At 67.3% G+C, this 17078-nt stretch carries 12 protein-coding genes; 6 read left to right on the forward strand and 6 right to left on the reverse strand.

The features are described from left to right. Positions 1 to 19: 19 nt before the first annotated feature. Complete coding sequence (locus F0U60_RS39700) at positions 20 to 928, forward strand: LysR family transcriptional regulator (protein WP_395807604.1); 909 nt, start codon at positions 20 to 22, stop codon at positions 926 to 928. A 273-nt stretch (positions 929 to 1201) separates the two neighbouring features. After that, on the forward strand, positions 1202 to 1570 hold the full coding sequence (locus tag F0U60_RS39705; protein WP_395807606.1) for a hypothetical protein: 369 nt from the start codon (positions 1202 to 1204) through the stop codon (positions 1568 to 1570). Between the two features lie 163 nt (positions 1571 to 1733). On the opposite strand, the gene F0U60_RS39710 is transcribed toward F0U60_RS39705, so the two are convergent. Then, the gene (locus F0U60_RS39710) at positions 1734 to 3227 is read right to left on the reverse strand and encodes a S28 family serine protease (RefSeq protein WP_395807608.1); all 1494 of its coding nucleotides are present in this window, start codon (positions 3225 to 3227) and stop codon (positions 1734 to 1736) included. Positions 3228 to 3570: 343 nt separating this feature from the next. On the opposite strand from F0U60_RS39710, the gene F0U60_RS39715 reads away from it, so the two are divergent. Next, entirely contained in the window at positions 3571 to 4104 is a 534-nt protein-coding gene (locus tag F0U60_RS39715) for a hypothetical protein (protein WP_395807610.1), read from the forward strand. A 116-nt stretch (positions 4105 to 4220) separates the two neighbouring features. Here the strand turns inward: F0U60_RS39715 and F0U60_RS39720 are convergent, their stop codons facing one another. Continuing rightward, entirely contained in the window at positions 4221 to 5393 is a 1173-nt protein-coding gene (locus F0U60_RS39720) for a S41 family peptidase (protein ID WP_395807612.1), read from the reverse strand. Positions 5394 to 5583: 190 nt separating this feature from the next. Here F0U60_RS39720 and F0U60_RS39725 point away from each other — a divergent pair, with 190 nt between their 5' ends. The 3 genes from F0U60_RS39725 to F0U60_RS39735 all read left to right on the forward strand — a co-directional run bounded on the left by F0U60_RS39725 (position 5584) and on the right by F0U60_RS39735 (position 11312). Further along, the gene (locus F0U60_RS39725) at positions 5584 to 7320 is read left to right on the forward strand and encodes a serine hydrolase domain-containing protein (protein WP_395807614.1); all 1737 of its coding nucleotides are present in this window, start codon (positions 5584 to 5586) and stop codon (positions 7318 to 7320) included. A gap of 165 nt (positions 7321 to 7485) precedes the next feature. After that, positions 7486 to 9759, forward strand: a complete 2274-nt coding sequence (locus tag F0U60_RS39730) for a mucoidy inhibitor MuiA family protein (RefSeq protein ID WP_395807616.1) — start codon at positions 7486 to 7488, stop codon at positions 9757 to 9759. Beyond that, a complete protein-coding gene (locus tag F0U60_RS39735) occupies positions 9759 to 11312 on the forward strand; it encodes a mucoidy inhibitor MuiA family protein (protein ID WP_395807618.1) in 1554 nt (517 codons plus the stop codon). The genes F0U60_RS39730 and F0U60_RS39735 overlap by 1 nt, the downstream gene beginning before the upstream one ends. 195 nt (positions 11313 to 11507) lie before the next feature. Here the strand turns inward: F0U60_RS39735 and F0U60_RS39740 are convergent, their stop codons facing one another. The 4 genes from F0U60_RS39740 to F0U60_RS39755 form a co-directional block, all read right to left on the reverse strand. Further along, a complete protein-coding gene (locus F0U60_RS39740) occupies positions 11508 to 12419 on the reverse strand; it encodes a MaoC/PaaZ C-terminal domain-containing protein (protein WP_395807620.1) in 912 nt (303 codons plus the stop codon). 33 nt (positions 12420 to 12452) lie between these two features. Continuing rightward, positions 12453 to 13514 (reverse strand): zinc-binding dehydrogenase, encoded by a 1062-nt coding sequence (locus tag F0U60_RS39745; protein WP_395807622.1) that lies wholly within the window; start codon positions 13512 to 13514, stop codon positions 12453 to 12455. Positions 13515 to 14728: 1214 nt separating this feature from the next. Then, a complete protein-coding gene (locus F0U60_RS39750; protein ID WP_395807624.1) occupies positions 14729 to 15982 on the reverse strand; it encodes a hydroxymethylglutaryl-CoA synthase family protein in 1254 nt (417 codons plus the stop codon). Between the two features lie 24 nt (positions 15983 to 16006). Next, on the reverse strand, positions 16007 to 17047 hold the full coding sequence (locus F0U60_RS39755) for an alcohol dehydrogenase catalytic domain-containing protein (protein WP_395807626.1): 1041 nt from the start codon (positions 17045 to 17047) through the stop codon (positions 16007 to 16009). Positions 17048 to 17078: the final 31 nt, after the last annotated feature.

Raw genomic sequence — 17078 nt, forward strand, 5'->3', positions numbered from 1 at the left:
TGATGCAGGAGACAGCACAATGAAACGACCGGGTTTTTTCGAGCTCCAAGCCATCTCGGCCGTCGCGGCGCACCGCAGCTTCCGGGCCGCTGCGGCCGAGATCGGTCTCTCGCCGTCAGCCTTGAGCCATCTGGTCGCGGCGTTCGAGAAGCAGCTGGGCGTCAGGCTCTTCCAGCGCACGACACGCAGCGTCTCGCTCACGCAAGCAGGCGAGCGGCTCCTCTCGCGCGTCCGGCCCGCGCTCACCGAGCTCTCGGCGGCGATGGAGTCGGTCAACGAGTTCCGCGACACACCGACAGGCACGCTGCGCATCACCGCGGCGGAGGGCGCCGCGCGGCAGTTGTTCAAGCCCGTGGTGCTCGAGTTCATGAGGCGCTACCCCGACATGAAGGTCGAGCTCGTGGCCGACTCGCGCTTCGTCGACATCGTGAAGGAGGGATTCGACGCCGGCATCCGACTACTCGAAGCGGTGCCGCAAGACATGGTGGCCGTGCCCTACGGTCCGAGACAGCGCGCCGCGGTGGTCGGCTCACCCCGGTATTTCAAGGCGAATCCTCGCCCGAAGGTACCGGCCGATCTGCATGCGCATTCCTGCATCCGCCTGCGGAAGAGGAACGGTGGACTCTACGCCTGGGAGTTCGAACGTCACGGTGAGGAGCTCGCGGTCGAGGTGGATGGGCCGCTCACGCTCGACACGCTCTCGCTCGTCATCGAGGCCGCGCTGAGTGGCGCCGGGCTCGCGTATCTGTTCGAGTGGGAGGTCCGGTCGTATCTCGCGTCCGGAAAGCTCGTGAGCGTGCTGGAGGACTGGCTGCCGACGTGGCCCGGGCTGTGCGTCTTCTACCCCAGCCATCGTCACGTTCCGGCGGGGCTGCGTGCGTTCATCGACGTGGTGAAGGAGGTCTCGAAGAGCGACCCCCTGCAGTGAGCAGAAGCCAGGAGGAGGCTTCGTCAAGGGCGGACTGACCCTGGGTCCTTCACCGTCGCTTCGTCGCGACCCTTTGCCTACCGGCGCAAGGACCGGGGCTCGCGCGTGTTCCGGGAGCTGGCCGAGACCGGTAGGTAGCACTTGCCCCTGTACTCGGCCTGCCTGTCGTAACAGGGCGGGCGCTTCTCGATGGGAGGACCCCCTCCCGACCTCCGCAGGGTGTCAGAGCCCCCTCGTAGGATGCCGCATCACCCTGCACCAAGGAGTGTAGTGATGAGCATGATGCGCACGCTGTTGCTCTTCGGGCTGCTGGCGTCGAGCACCGCCCTGGCAGTACCCGCCAGGCTGTCCATCTACTCCCAGGCGACGAATCAGTGGCGCGATGCCAACATCCGGTTCGTCCACATGCGGAACAACACCCTCCAGGTGACCGCGCTCACGACGGACAATAACTGGGTCTACTGCAACATCTCTGGGACGAGCGTCTCGGAGACGATGGACATCCTCCAGCAGGTCCGCGAAACGGTGCGCGCCGATGGCGGCCAGGTGCTGTGCTACGTGCCGCAGTTCAGCTCCACGTACCCGGCCTGGTACTACGTCTCCGGTACGGGCTTCGGCCTGAATTTCAACGGCCCGCTCTAGGTCCTCCGCGGCGGCGGTGAGGTCCAGGCATCTGTTCGAGGGGGCCGCTCGTGGGGCGGCATCCCCGGGCGGTGAGCCGCGGCTGCTTTTCCAGCCCACCGCCCAGCAACAGGGCCCCCCTTCCGCCCATACGCCGACGGGCGAGCGCGCCACAAGCGAGCAGCTACCGTATGGAACGGAGCGTCTGCCCGCGATCCACCCTCGCACGCCACTTGGAAGCACGCGGGTGGCGCTCGAAGGGGCTCGAAGAGGGCTCCCTCACCGGCACGCCCGCCCACTCCGACAGCTTGCTGAACACGAAGCCGCGCGCGGGTTCGTTCAGCTCTCCCAGCACGCCGTAGAAGCCGTTGCTGTCCGGAACGACGAGGCGGTAGGCGCCCTTGCACACGTTCACGTCGAAGGTGCTCGCGGTCCAAGGGTCGAGGGTGCCATGGACGAGCAGCATTCGCTGCGCGTCCGTGCGCATCCACTCCTCTACCCGCTTCATGAGCTGGCCCTCGAAGCGCTTCTCCACTCCCGTGGGAGGAAAGCGGGTGACCTCGTGCTCACCGGGATAACGCAGCAACGGCCGCAGGTGCTCTTCCGGGTAGTGAGGTGAGCCGAATTGCGTGGCGTACTGGTAGCGAAGCGGCGCATCCGTCTCCAGGCCTTCATCCGAAAAGGCGTAGGCGAGACCCCCAACGTCGAGCACGAAGTTGAAGAGTTCCTGGGCAGAGAGCGTGGGCGCGGGAAGGTTGCTGCAATCCCAAACTTCGAGCCCGTAGCGCTGCCAGAAGTTGAAGGGCAGCTCGACGACGGCGAACTCAAGGGCCCGGTCTGGCCCCAGGGTATCGAAGCGGGTGCCCTCACTCGCCAGCGCGTTCACGAGGGGCAGTAGCTCCTCTCGCCGCTCCAAGGCGGCCCTTTGTAGCTCCTCCAGCCGTTGCCGGCAGGCCTGGTCACCCACCTGGGCCAGCCTGTGCCCGGGGCGCTCGTCCTCCAGCCCCTGGCTGTGCTGCAGCGCATAGGGCACGGTGGCATACACGTCATCCGGGTAGAAGTAGCGGTGGAGGATGGCGGACGTTCCTCCCTTGAAGACTCCCGTGGACAGCCACCGAGCGCCATAGATGGGCTTGAAGGTCTCGACGACGCGGTGGAAGTCCGCCGAGGCCTGCTCGATGGTCAGCAGCTTCCAGTCGCCCGAGGCGGGCCGCGAGGTGCCGAAGAAGCGGTGCTCCACGGTGATCTGATTGGCCCCGAGGAGATAGACGGGCTCGGCGGCGATAGGCTCCGCGAAGATGGCCTCTCCCTCCGTGTCCATCACCATGGGGGCGTCCACCGCGCTGTGGAACAGCGTCATCCGCTGGAGGAAGCGCTCACCTTGGGGGTTGAGGTGATCCGCCGGTTGCTCGAAGTCCAGCGTGAAGAAGCGGAAGCCATCCACCTGCACTTCATCCAGCACGGTGAGGCCGGGGATGGACTCCAGCTGGGTGCGGATATCCACCGCAGCCAGCGAGCTCACAGGCCCTGGGCGGACCTGTGTCTGGGGCTCCAGCTCAGGGATGCCCGGCTCACTGCAAACGGGAATCTCCGGCTCCGGGGGAGGAGTCTTGTCGCAGGCAGGCAGCAATGCCGCCCCCAGGAGGCCTACGACCGAACGAAGCCAAATTCCCTTCATCAAACGTCTCATGAGTGTCCTCTTCCTGAAGCCGCTAGCGTGCCTGATGTAGGTCTCAAACCCGGACAGTCAGGGGCGTCGGTGGAGCATGAAGTGAACCATGCCCAAGGAGGAGGAAGGCTTCATTTTGATCTGACGATGTATTTTCCACCGGGCTGTGCGTTTGCCAGGTTGTCGCGCCGCTGCTCTTCAATCGGGACGAGAAGTCGTGGAAGCGCCTGAGCCACACTCACGATGCGAAGCGGGCGCGGCTGGCACAACCCTTGCGATGCGTTCTTCCATGCTGGCCAGTCCATATCGGGAGTTTCTACGGGGAAAGAAAGTCACCTGGGGCTTCGTGACTGTGAGCGTCATCTGTCTCAGCCTGCTGATTTTTTATGGCTTCATGCACGAGTACATCCCAGTGCTGTGCGCGGGTCTGTCCACCGCCGTCGCGCTCTACCTCGGGTACCTCTATGTGGCCTTTCTCCTCGGCAAGCCCGAGACGACTCAAGTGGCCCTCGACCGGCGTGTGCCCATGGGGACCCGCCTCACCCGTGACAGCGGGAGGATGCTGACCCTTTACGGAGAGGAGCTCGACCGGCTCGCTGTCGCATCGGGCTATCCTCCGCTCAGCCAGTTCATGGCGCCGTTACCCGTCACCAGCCGGGGCGCTGCATGTCATGAGCCAGAGAGCGCGATACCTCTGGTCGAGGCGCTCATCCGGGCACTCGAGGAGGCACCCCAGACGCTCCCCGAATCCTCCCCCCTCCTGGTCGACCTGCACGGCCTTCTCGGGCGACTCCGCGAGGCCCAGGCCGGACAGGCTCGGTTCTGCCTCATTCCGAGCGACACCTGGTCGGGCCTGATCGAGGACAATCTAGGTCTCTACCTTTAAGCCAGTCGAAGAAAGTCCCTCCAGGGGCCTGAATGAATCCAGAGCAGGAGACCCTCCGGGCGTGTTCTTCCACAACTTGTCCGACTGTCGGACAGGTTCGCGAAAGCGAGGCTCGGCTAGCGGCTCGGGACGGCGATTGGACTGTGCGGCATGAAGTGCTCGCGAGGCTTCCCGTCCACCGTCATGAGTCGCTCCGTTGGCAGCTTCAGGAGCAGGCCCGAGTGGGTGAGATTGTAATCGTAAATGGCGCCCAGCAGCCCCGCCATGGGCTCGCCAATAACTTCTGCTCCCAGTGCAGCGAAGCCAATGGCCAGCCCCTCGCCCATGCTCCCGGTCCAGCGGCCGACGCGAATCACGAGAGGACCCGGATGGTGCTTCCCTGCCCTCGGCAGCACCTGCTCCACCCATTGGCGGGGGATTCCGGTTCGCCGCTCCTCCTCGGGGAGATTGTGCACCTGATAGGCGGTTGGCTTTGACACGAACCAGCCCATGATCGCCCGGGCAACTACCGTATTGCCTCCGCCCGGCGTTTCACTGAGATCGATGATCACCCGCTGTCCCGGCTGCGCCTGCGCCATCGCCGCGTCGAAGGCCGCGATGGTTTCGTCATCGCCGAGCGAGTCATTGAACTTGATCCGCAGGTCGGTGCCCGAAGGGCTGGCGGAGATGGGGGGATGATGGGCCGCCACCGTATAGAGGTTGGGCAGAACCATCCGTTGCGGCTTGCCCCGCTCACGCTGAATCGAGAGGGTCCGAGGCCGGTCCCGCTTCCCCGCTGCCAGCACACGCGCGGCAAAACCCGCCCGCTCGTCGGTCGAGGTCATCCCGAGGTCCGCCCAGAAAGCCTCGACCGCTCGTGCTATCGGCATGCCCTCTATCGCGGTCAGCCGGTCTCCCACCTTGATCCCCGCTCGCTCCGCGGGTGAGCCCTGCCGCACGGCCTCCACCCTGAAGTCGGGTCCGCGCTTTTCGATCCACAGGTCCGAGTAGCTTGGAACGATCGCCCAGCTGTCCGAGAAGGAGCTCCCCGTGATGGCATGGTGATCAGCGAGGGTGAGCAGTGCTCGTTCGGCGAAGCGGAGCAACGAACGCTTGTCGTGGACCTGCTCCGCCTCGGCGCGGAGCTTCGCGGACAGGGGCATCCGCCCATCCGAAAAACGGTCCAGATAGGCGTAATGGTCATTGACCAGCTTCTCAATCGACCGCGCGTCCTCGCGGAAGCCCTCGGCTTCAGCGGCATCGGCCACGGCTCCGAACAGCAGGATGCAAAGAAAAAAAAGACGAAGCATCGACCTCTCTCCAGCAGGACCGGCGGTTGTTTAACGCGTATTTCATATCCCTGAATGTCCACAAATGGGGTGCCTCCGGCACGCAGCAACTGGGGGCTCGCAGCAAGTCGCGTCACTCCACCTGTGTCCACGAAAGCGTGTGGTACGTTGCGGACACATCCTCGTGTGTACTGGGCTTCAGGAGCCTCTCATGCGTGTCACTCCACCCATCATGCTGATGGCGGCCATCGCCGTAGCGTGGGCCACCCAGGCCCCCATTGCCCACGCCCAGGCGGCGAGCGCCTCGCCAGCCGATCGCCACAAGCAGGTCGACGCAGTGTTCGCTCCGTGGGCCGGTCCCACGACGCCGGGATGCGCCGTGGCGATCTCCCGTGACGGTGTGCTGGACTACGCACGCGGCTACGGCATGTCGAACCTTGAGTACGACGTCGCCATCACACCGGAGTCGATCTTCCATGTCGCATCCATCGCCAAGCAGTTCACCGCGTTCTCGATCGGGCTGCTGGCGCAAGAGGGCAAGCTGTCGCTGGAGGATGACATCAGGAAGTACCTGCCGGAGATGCCCGACTATGGGAAGAAGATCACTCTCGCGCACCTGATCCATCACACCAGCGGCCTGCGGGACCAGTGGTCGCTGCTGAATCTGGCTGGTTGGCGATTCGATGACCTGATTACCGAAGAGGATGTGCTGTGGGTCGCGGCGAAGCAGCGCGGGCTGAACTTCGAGCCAGGGACGGAGGATCTCTACAACAACACCGGGTACACGCTGCTGGCGGTGATCATCAAGCGCGTGTCGGGCAAGCCGCTGCGGGCGTTCGCCGACGAGCGGATTTTTCGACCCCTCGGCATGACGGCCACCCACTTCCATGACGATCACACGGAAATCGTGCGGCAGCGCACGTCGGCCTACCGTCAGCGCAAAGGGGGCGGGTGGAGCATCAGCATCCCGGTGTTCGACGTCTACGGCGCGAGTAGCCTCTTCACCACGGTCGGCGACCTGCTGAAATGGGAGGAGAACTTCGTCCACGCGCGCGTCGGCGGGCGCGCACTGGTGGAGTGGATGCAGAAATCGGCGACGCTGAACAACGGCGTGGCGATTAGCTACGGCGGCGGCCTGTACGTCGGCACCTATCGTGGCCTGCGGACCGTGGGGCACAGCGGCGCGGATGCCGGCTATCGCGCGGAGGTCATTGCCTTCCCAGATCAACGGCTGGCCATCGTGGCGCTGTGCAACGGTGCCACGATCGCGCCCGACACGCTCACACGGAAGGTCGCAGACGTGTATCTGGGCGATCGCATGACCGCCGTTACACCGCCCGCGGTGGAGGTGCCGGAGACGGAGCTGTCCGCGCTGGCCGGCGTCTATTGGAGCCAGTTGTCGGACGCGGTGCTGCGACTGGAGGTGAAGGACGGCGTGCTGCGGCGTATCGATGCACCGACATCGTTGGTGCCGCTCGGCAACGGTGCGTTCCGCGTGGGCGAGTCAACCGAGGAATGGCGATTCCCCGCGCCAGCCGCCGGCGCGCCGGCCCATGCGCCGCGCGAGCTGCACATCCTGGGCGAGCCGCTGCCGCCAAGGGTCTTTGCGCGCGTGACCGCGCCGTTGCCGACCGTCTCAGCGCTGTCGTCGTTCGCGGGGCAGTACCGGAGTGACGAGGTCGACATGACCTACACGGTGCGCGTCACCGATGGCAAGTTGACGGTGTACTGGCCGCGCCAGACGGCCATCACGCTCGAAGCCATCGGCGGCGACCGCTTCGTCAGCAGCTCGCTCGGGACGGTGACCTTCACGCGAACGGCGTCAGGCAAGGTGGATGGGCTGACGATCAGCACTCGCCGCGTGCGCCGCCTGCGCGCGGAACGGCTCGCGGCAGCGGGCGCAACAGCACCACAAACGGGGACACGCGCGAAGCTACGCGGTCGATGAAGGCCCTACCCGACAGAGGCTTTCCCCAGAATCGCCCCTGGTCCTTTTCACCTCAGGAATGAAGCTCCTCGGCTGAGACCATGGCCGAACGTAGAGGGGGCTCGCGGTCCACCCCTCATCCCGGCTAGCCTCCCCTCTGTTGCTGTCTCGACCGAGGGGGCTTCGATGGTCGTCATACCTTCCACATTGGATGCGGTCACCGTTCATGCCGAGGGCGCGCTCTGCACACGCCTGGCCGCGGTGCCGTCCGACAACGGCCGACTTCCTAGACAGGTGCGCATCGAGGGCCTACCGCTCGGGCTCCGCACCGGCTCGCTCCGGGCCTCCGTGCAGAAGGGCCCCCACACGCTCCGGGTCCAGGACATCCGGCCCGTCTTCGACGTGCGGCTGCCTCAGGAGGTGGACATCTCTACCGCCCAGCGCGCCCTGGAAGAGGCCCAGGAGAAGCTCTCCGGCCTCGCCTCTGAGATGGAGCGCGTTCAGCGAGACATCGCAGCCCTCCAGAAGCTCAAGCCCTCCTTCCCTCCCTACAAGAAGGATGTGCTCCAGGAGCCCCGCGAGTCGGCCCTCACCGCCATCCTCTCGCTCGCGGGCTTCGTCGACACGGAGCTCTCCACCCTTCTGGCCCAGCAAATCGACCTGGAGCGCCAGCACCGCGAGGCCATGGAAGAGGTGGAGCTGCGCCGACGCCGGCTGGAAGAGGGCTCATCCGCGGTGCGCGGGCAACGCGCGCAGCTCTACCGGGCAGCCGTCATCACGCTCTCCGAGGTGGACGGGACTCACGAGGGCGCTCAGCTCGCGCTCGAGTACGTGGTGCACGGTGCCCGCTGGGTGCCGGGATACGACCTGCGGCTGCCCCGGACGCTCGATGGAGGCACGCTGCTCATGCGCGCCTCCATCATCCAGCGCACCGGTGAGGACTGGAGCAACGTGCGGATGTCCCTGTCCACTGCCCAGTTGGAGCGGCGCGCCGACGTCCCCGAGCTGAAGGCCCTGCGCATCGGCCGGCGCCAGCCTCCACCGGCCCGCTCGGGCTGGCGCGAGCCACCGCCCGGACTCGACGAGCTGTTCGCGGGCTACGACACGGCACGACCCGCGAGTCCGCCCCGCCCCCAACCCGGCTCCCCACCACCCGAGCCCACTCCGAAACCGCAGGCCGTCATGGAGGAGCCCTCACGCCCTTCACGGCCCTCACTCCCCGCCTTCGTCCCTCCGCCTCCGCCGGCGCGCGTGTCCCAGTCCATGCCCGCCCTGGCCGCGCCCGCCGCGCCCATGGCCGCGGCCAGGCCCACCGGCTCCTTCCGCTCCCCGGCCCCGGGAGGCGCTCCGCCCGCCCCTGCTCCCAGCGCGCCACCTCCCGCGCTCAAGAGAAGCTCGAACATGATGAGGAGCGGCGACCTCTCGTCCTCCGGGGAGATGCGGAGGAGTCCCTCCGTGAAGGAGGAGGCACCGGAGTCCGAGGCCATGGACCTGGACGGTGCGCTGTCGTTCGGCGAAGGCGGCGGCGGTGCTTTTGGAAGCCCGCCGTTTGAGCTGGCTGGGGAGCTGGTGCCGGCAGGCGACCTGCTCGACTACGGCAGCCTGGAGCTTGGCGCCGCGGACCAACCCGCCCAGCGCGGTCGCTTGCGTCCCCAGCCCGAGGCCATGTCCCGAGAGCTGCTCATGCTCATGGGCATCCACGTGCGCGTGGATGTCTTCGCGCTCATGGCCCAGTATGAAAGCACAGCGGCCTCCGTGCAGCGTGTGGCGCCCCCGGCCTGGTCCGTGCCCCCCCGCCAATCCACGCCGCACTTCGACTACCGCTTTGACGTGGAGATGCGCGTCGATGTGCCCTCGGATGGGGTGTGGCACACCGTACCCGTGTTCTCCGCGCCGGTGGGGCTGAGCGCCCAATACGTCTGCGTGCCCTCGATGGAGCCGCGCGCCTTCCGCACCGTGAAGGTGGAGAACCGCACGCCGCACGCGTTGCTCGCGGGCCCGGTGGACATCACGCTCGGCGACGAGTTCCTGATGACGTCTCCCCTGCCCACGCTCGCGCCCGGCGCCACGCAGCAGTTGGGACTGGGCGTCGAAGAGTCCATCAAGGTGTCGCGCAACACGCGCTTCGACGAAGTCTCCGGCGGCATGTTCAGCAACTCCAACATGCTCACCCACCACGTCTGTGTGGAGCTGGCCAACCGGACGCAACAGCGTGTCACCGTGGAGGTGCTGGAGCGCGTGCCGGCCGTGCCCTCGGCGGAGAGGGACATCAAGGTGGAAGAGTCCGAGGTGCAACCCGCCTGGAGCAAGCGCACGCTCCTGCCCGGAGAGACGCCCGTGGAGGGCGAGCGCGCCTGGAAGGTGACGCTGCAGCCGGGTGAGACGCAGACGCTGAATGCAACGTGGGCCGTACGGATTCCCTCGAGCAAGATGCTCGTGGGTGGCAACCGGAGGACGTGATGAGCACCCGCATCCATTTGCCTATCGTCAAGGTCACCGTCCTCGAGGACCGCGCGCTGGTGGAGCGCCGCGGAGACGTGGTGCTGCCTGCCGGGCCGCAGCGGCTGTGCGTGGAGGGACTCTCGCCGCTCGCGGTAGACCGGTCGCTCCAGGCCCAGCTCACCGGAGGCACCGTTTCGCAGGCGCGCGTGAGCCGCGCGTGGAAGGAGAAGCCCCGCGAGGACGCGCGCGAACAGAAGACGGAGCTACGCCGCCGCGTCGAGGACTTGGAGACGGAGTTGAAGCGCGCGCAGGCAGACGCGCAGCGACTGCAATCCCGCCTGGAGGTGGTGAACGTGGCTCGCGAGGATGTGCTGCGCGCCATCGCCGAGCTCTCGGGCGTCGGCCGCGCAAAGCCGGAGTCCTGGCACGAGCAACTGGAGACCGTGCGCAAGGAGTCCGCCTCCACGGAGGAGTCCCTTCGGCGGGCGCGCAAGCACGTGGAGGCGACGTGGAAGCGGCTGGTGGAGGCCCGGGCAGTGCTCGCCCAGAGCGAGCAGACGGAGCAACAGCTCGTCACCACCGCGGAGCTGGACACGAACCTCCCCCAAGGGGGAACCGCATCGCTGCGCGTGACGTACCTGGTGCCCTGTGCCGTGTGGCGGCCGGCGTACCGTGCCACGCTCGCCCCGGTCGACAACGGCGAGGCAGTGACGCTCGAATGCGAGGCCGTGGTGTGGCAGCGCACCGAGGAGGAGTGGAAGGACGTGGAGCTGCTGTTCTCCACGGCTCGCCCCACCCTGGGCGCCTCGCCGCCTCGGCTGATGGAGGACTGGCTGCAGCTGCGCGACAAGAGCGAGCAGGAGAAGCACTCGGTGGAGGTATCCATCCGCGAGGAGGTCCTCCAGACCACCGGAGAGGGGGGCGCCAGCCCGTCCGACTCCATGCCAGGCCTGGACGACGGCGGCGAGGCCCAGACGCTGCGGGCCTCCCACCGAGTCACCGTGCCGAGTGACGGCGCACCCCACCGCGTGCCGCTGTTCCAGTTCACCGCCCCGGCGACGTCCGAGCTCATCGGCCATCCGGAGCACTCGCCGCTGGTGCACCGGGTGGCGCGCTTCGACAACCGGGGCCCAGCGGTGCTGCTGGCCGGCCCGGTGGACCTGGTTCGCTCGAGCGGCTACGTGGGCCGGGCCCAGCTCAAGTTCACGGGTCTGGGCGAGAAGCTCAAGCTGGGCTTCGGCAGCGAAGACACCCTCCGCATCGCGCGCCTGGTGGACTCGAAGCAGGACACCCAGCGCATCACCGGCAAGCGCACCCGGACCCATCAGGTGAAGCTGTTCCTCTCCAACACCGGCACCCGCGCGGAGAAGGTGGTCCTCGAGGAGCGGATGCCCGTGTCCGAGCTCGAGGCCGTGGAGGTGAAGCTGCTCCAGGAGCAGACGAAGCCCGCCCCCGCGAAGGTGAGCGAGGACGGCATCGTGCGCTTCGAGCTGGGCGCCCCACCCCGCTCACAACAGGAGCTGGCCTTCGCCTACTCGGTGGTCAGCTCCTCCAAGGTGGCCGGGCTCTAATCCCCTTCAGGTAGGTCCGCGAAGATTTCCCCTCTCCCTTCGGGAGAGGGACGGGGTGAGGGTTCCAGGGCCCCGGGTTGAACCCCGTGTCCACATTGAGGGCCACGGGTTGGAAAAACGGGTTCGGATACCCTCACCCCCACCCTCTCCCGAAGGGAGAGGGTGCCTTCCCTTCGGTCACTTCTCCGAAGGGGATTAGGACTCCGCCGCTGCCCCGGGCGACAGCCGGCCGATGACGTGCGGCTGGCCGTCCTCGGACTTCACCCGGTAGGCGACGCCGCCGCCCTTCAGCGCCGTCGTCTGGAACACCACCCGCGAGGGCAGCAACAGCGGACGGCGGAACTCCGAGGAGAGGGTGAGCGCGGAGGCCTCTGCCGCCTCGCCCATCTCCGCCACGCAGCGGCCCACCGTCCACATGCCGTGCGCAATGGCACGCGGGAAGCCGAAGGGGATGGCCGTGAGGGCGTTCAGGTGGATGGGGTTGTAATCCCCGGAAGCTCGCGCGTAGCGCCGGCCCGTGTCCTCGGACACCGACCAACGCGCGGGGCGGCTGTGGGCGAAGAGCACGTCCTCTTCCGTGGCAGTGGACGTGGCCCCCGCGGGCCGCTCCTCGCGCCGGCGCTTGTCCGCGCCACGCAGACGGCGCAGCATCGTGGTGACGGCGCTCCACACGGGCACCCCGTCCTGCTCCATGCGGGTGTGCAGGTCCACTTCGATTCCCTGCCGGACCTCGCGCTGGCCCTCGACCCACACGTGCACGGAGAGCGAGGCGTTCTCCGCCAGCCGCCGGTACTGACGGATCTGGTTGCGCACGTGGATCATGCCGAGCAGCCGATACGGAAACTCGGGGCGGTTGAGCACCGAGAGGTGCAGCGACGTGGCCATCACCTGGGGAAAGGTCAGCGGCAGGTAACCATCCGCGGGGAAGTCACACACCTCGCGGTAGCGCGCGAGCTGCCGCGGGTCCGGCGAGAGGTGACGGACGCGCACCTCGAGACGAGGGACCTCGCCATGACGAGCCGGGCGGAGGGCCACGGCGGCGCGCAGCAATTCCATCGTGAGAGGCACGGGCTCGGAGAGCTCTAGGACATGCGAAGAGGCGGACACGGGCTTTACTCCTGTGGACAAACCGGGTGGACCTCAGACTCCTGGACGCAAGACCAGACGGATGGGGCTCCCTTCCTTCTTCATGAGCCGCTCCACGCCTCGCGGGGCGTCTCGCAAAGGAAGGACGTCCGAGATGGAGCCGGAGAAATCAATTCGGCGGAAGCGGGAGAGCGTCACCAACTGGTGAAGATGCCGGGGGTAGGAGCCGTAATGGCCTCGCACCTGCTGCATGGCGTAGCAGAAGGGCACATCCAGGCCGAGCGACAGCGGGGCTCCGGCGAGCCCGACGAGCACCAGCCGGCCCATGGGCGCGAGCACCGACCGGGCCTGCTCGCGCACCTGCTGCACCCCCGCCAGATCCAGGGCGACATCGAGACCGCGGCGACCCGTCAGCGTTTTGATCTGCTCGCGGAAATCCGGCTGTCGGGGATCCAACGCGGCGTCCGCGCCGAGCTTCAGCGCGCGCTCCCGCGCATCGGGGAGGGGATCAATGGCCACGATGGGCGCCGCGCCAAAGGCCCGGCAGAGCTGCACCGCGTGCGCGCCGAGACCACCCACGCCCCAGATACCCACCGCTTCGGCGGGCTTGAGCTGGGCCGTCTCCACGATGGCGGCGTACGGCGTGGACACCGCGTCCGGAAGGATGGCGGCCTGCTCCGAGGGCAGGTCCTCGGGGATGGCCACCAGCGTGTCGAAGCGCGCCAGCGCGTATTCCGCCCAACCGCCGTCGTAGTCCACACCCCGGGTCAGTGGCTTGACGCACGGGCCCGTGCGGCCCACACAGGTCGGACACCTGCCGCAGCTCTGTCCCGCCTGCAGCAGGACCCTCATGCCGAGCTGCCACATGGGAGGCACCGCCGACCCCAGCTTCTCGATGACACCGGACACCTCGTGCCCGAGCGTGACCTTCGTGAGACCCTCGCGCGGCTCCAGGCGCAACGTGCCGTCGATGATGTGGATGTCGGACAGGCAGATGCCCGCGGCGGAAACCTTGATGCGCACCTCGTCCGGGCCGGGCTCCGGAATGGCCACCGTCTCCATTCCAAACTTCCCCGTCGTGAGGTCAAAACGCCCTGCGAGCATGTTGGATGGCATGACTTCCTCCATTTAAGTGCCTACCGTCTCATCAACAACTGATAGACCTATAAACCTCATGCCACGCTGTCAACACAGGTATTAGAAGTCCCGCCCTCCAGGACCTGAAGGAGCGGGACTCGGCCACTGTCACTGTTTTACTCAGCCTTCATTGGATAGCGGCTTGGGCTGACATATACCGCCAAAAGGAGCGCCAGGCGTTGCAACGCAGGTGGCATCCACCTGACAAAAATCCGTCGCATCAATGGGACACGGTTGGCCCGCGGCGATCGGACTGCTGCAGCTGGAGCTACAGACGAGCGGGGACGGGCAAATGGAACACGACGGAAAGGGCCCTGACACACAACTCGTATCCCTGTGCCGACAGAAGGAGCCCTGCTCGCACTGTTGGTAGGGACCCCCCTCTCTGAGCGGTCTGCAGTCGTTGGTCGCGAGCACAGTGCAAACCCCTTCATAGGAATAGAGTCCAGGGCGACAGGCGCCGCTATCCGGCGCCCGTTCTCCCTCACACAACCTGGGCGCGCAGACAGACGTTCCCCCTTCCTCTCGTGGGGGCTGGCAGTAGGCGAGCTCACCCGCGCAGCAGTCGAGGTTCTCAGCGCAGGACTCTCCCAGCTTCCTCGCACCCGTGAAGATCTTGTCGCAGGGCGTCTTCGAGAAGTCTTCCCGCAAACACTGCCCGCCCGCTGCGATAAGCCAGTCAACACAGGCCGCCGCCCGATCGGGATGGAAGTTCATCCGCCCCTCTCGTACGGCCTGAACGTAAATGCTCGGACACAGCCTGTTGGCAAACGGGTCTCGGTCCCCGCTGTACTGCTTGCAACCCGCGAAGCTGGCGGCGTATCCGCACCGCACGTAGTGCTCGCAGAGGTTATCGCTGGCCCCGGAGCAGAAGTCCTCGAGAGACAGAGAGCCCTCGGCCCCCGTCTCCCCGCTACAGCTGCCATCGCAGCACGTGTCCTCGACAGCAGGGCAGTTGATTCCCGCGTCCTGTGTCTGCTTCTCGGAATCGTCCTTGGGCTTGCAGGCCGCGGCACTCCAGAGCAGGACTGACACGCTTATCAATAGAAACGGATTCGTGGGTCGGCTCATGATCCTTCCACTTCAGAAGGGTTCGCCGGCCCGAACACTCGTCATTTCGACGTGTGCACCTTCACACGAACCGGGTACCTGGACAACCGCACAGCTCCAGGTACCCGCGTCCGTCACAGTGCTCAGCCGGCGGCGTAGATGCGGCGGAAGTCGCGGATTTCCGAGAGCCGGAACTCGCCCGGGGCCGGGGTCAGCTGCTCCGGCGCATCCGAGGCCAGCCGCATGATGCGCTCGTACTCCTCCACGGTGACGCGCTCGCGCTTCGCGAGCACCGCCTCCACGTCCACCTGGGCCATCCGCTGGGCTGCCTTCTCTCCCACCACGCCGGAGTAGAACTCCGCGGCACAGCCACTGCCGTAGGACAGCAGGCCGATCCGCTTGCCGGCCAGCGCGGCGCCCTCGCCGTTCATCAGTCCCGCGAGCGCCAGGTACAGCGAGGCGGTGTACACGTTGCCGATGCGGGCGTTGAGCCCCAGGGACGAGGCCACCTGGGCATCGTAGCTGGCGGTGGACTTCGCGGCCTCCTCGCGCGCCGCCGGAGTGCTGGCCGCGGCGTTCGGCGCGTCCTCCAGGTCACACAGCCGCAGCTGCGTGTGGGCCTTGCGCGCCATCTTGCAGAAGGGCACGTGGTACAGGATGCGCGCGAGCTGCTCGCCCGGGAGCGAGTCGCCCCAGCGCACCACCTCGTGTGCCAGCGCGCGCTCGCGCCAGCCGCGGTACGCGCCCGAGAGCGCATCCAGGTAGCAACTGATGGAGTAATGCCCGTCCACCATCGCCTCCCGCCGGCCGAGCGGCCGCCAGAAGTCGTACACGTCCATGGAGCAGACACCGTTCAGCCCGATGTCGAGCGAGAGCAGGTCCGGCTGCTCCGACACGAGCAGGGCCACCGCGCCGCCGCCCTGGGTGGGCTCGCCCGCGGTGTTCAGCCCATAGCGCGCGATGTCCGAGCAGACGACGATGGCCGAGCGGCCCGCGCCCGCGCCCGAAGCAATCCACTCCACGGCCGCCATCAACCCGGCGGTGCCGCCGTAGCACGCATGCTGCGTGTCGTAGGTGCGCATCGTCTTGGGCAGCTTCAGCAGCCCCTGAACGTGCGAGGCCACCGGCTTCGCGTGGTCCACGCCCGTCTCGGTGCCCACCACCAGCATGCCCACGCGGGACGTGTCCACCCCGTTGCGCTGGATGAGCCGCGCCACGGCCGTGGCGGCGAGCGAGACGGAGTCCTCACCTGGATCCGCCACCGCCATCTCCTTCGCCCCCAGGCCCGCCGTGTACTTCGCGGGGTCCACGCCGCGCGCCCGGGCGAGGTCCTCAATGTCCACGTAGCGGCGGGGCACCGCGATGGCCAGCGCTTCGATTCCAACTTGCTTCTTCATAAGATTGCTCCTCGCGCGGTGCGCTTACTGCAACTCGGGGGGAACCAACACCAGCCGGCCCGCGATCTCGCGGTTCTCCAGCCGGAAGTGCGCCCGTCCGGCATCGGCCAGCGGGACCTCCTCCGACACGAAGGGACGGATCTTCCCGTCGGCCGTCAGCCGGAGCGACTCGTCCAGCTCGTCACGCGTGGTGGCGTAGGCCCCGAGGATCTCCAGCTCCTTGACGATGACCAGGCCCGGGTTGAGGTCCACCTTGCCCGACTCCAGGTTGCCCACCACCACCACCCGGCCGCCCGGCGCCATCGCCTTCAGCGTCTGTCCGAAGGTGGCGCTGCCGACGATCTCGATGGCCACGTTGACGCCCTCGCCGCCCGTGCGCTTGCGCGCCTCGGAAGCGAAGTCCAGCCCGCGCGACACGATGACCTCGTCTGCTCCCGCCTCGCGCAAGGGCTGCACCTTCGCCTCACCGGACGTCACCGCGATGACGCGCGCCCCGTCCAGCTTCGCCAGCTGCACCGCCGCGAGCCCCACGCCACCGCTGGCGCCGGTGATGAGCACCGTCTCGCCATCCCGCACGCGGCCGCGCGTGCGCACCGTGTGGACAGCCGTGCCCAGCGTGCAGCACACCGTGGCCGCCACCGGCCAGGGCAGGTTCGCGGGCACTCGGCCCAGCCCCGCCACCGGCGCCGTCATGTACTGCGCGTAGCCGCCGGAGATCTCCTCTCCGAAGAAGCGGTTGTCCTTCTTGCACAGGCTGTTGCGGCCGCTCTTGCACAGGGCGCACTCGCCACACGAGAGCCGCTGCAGCGTCGCCACGCGGTCTCCGACCTTCCATCCCGGCGTGTCCGGACCCACCTCCACCACCTCGCCAGCGGCCTCATGGCCGAGGATGGCGGGCACGTGGGTACGCGGCAGGTTTCCCCGGCGGTTGATGACGTCGTGGTAGCAGACGCCGCAAGCGTGGACGCGAATGAGCACCTCGCCGCGACCCGGACGAGGGTCGGGCACGGACTCCATCTTCAGGTTGCTCGCTTCACCAAACTGACGCAGAACGACAGCCTTCATACCGGGTACTCCTGACAGGAAAGACGGTGGC

Source organism: Archangium minus (genome assembly GCF_044360475.1).
In the GTDB taxonomy this organism is placed as follows: domain Bacteria; phylum Myxococcota; class Myxococcia; order Myxococcales; family Myxococcaceae; genus Archangium; species Archangium minus.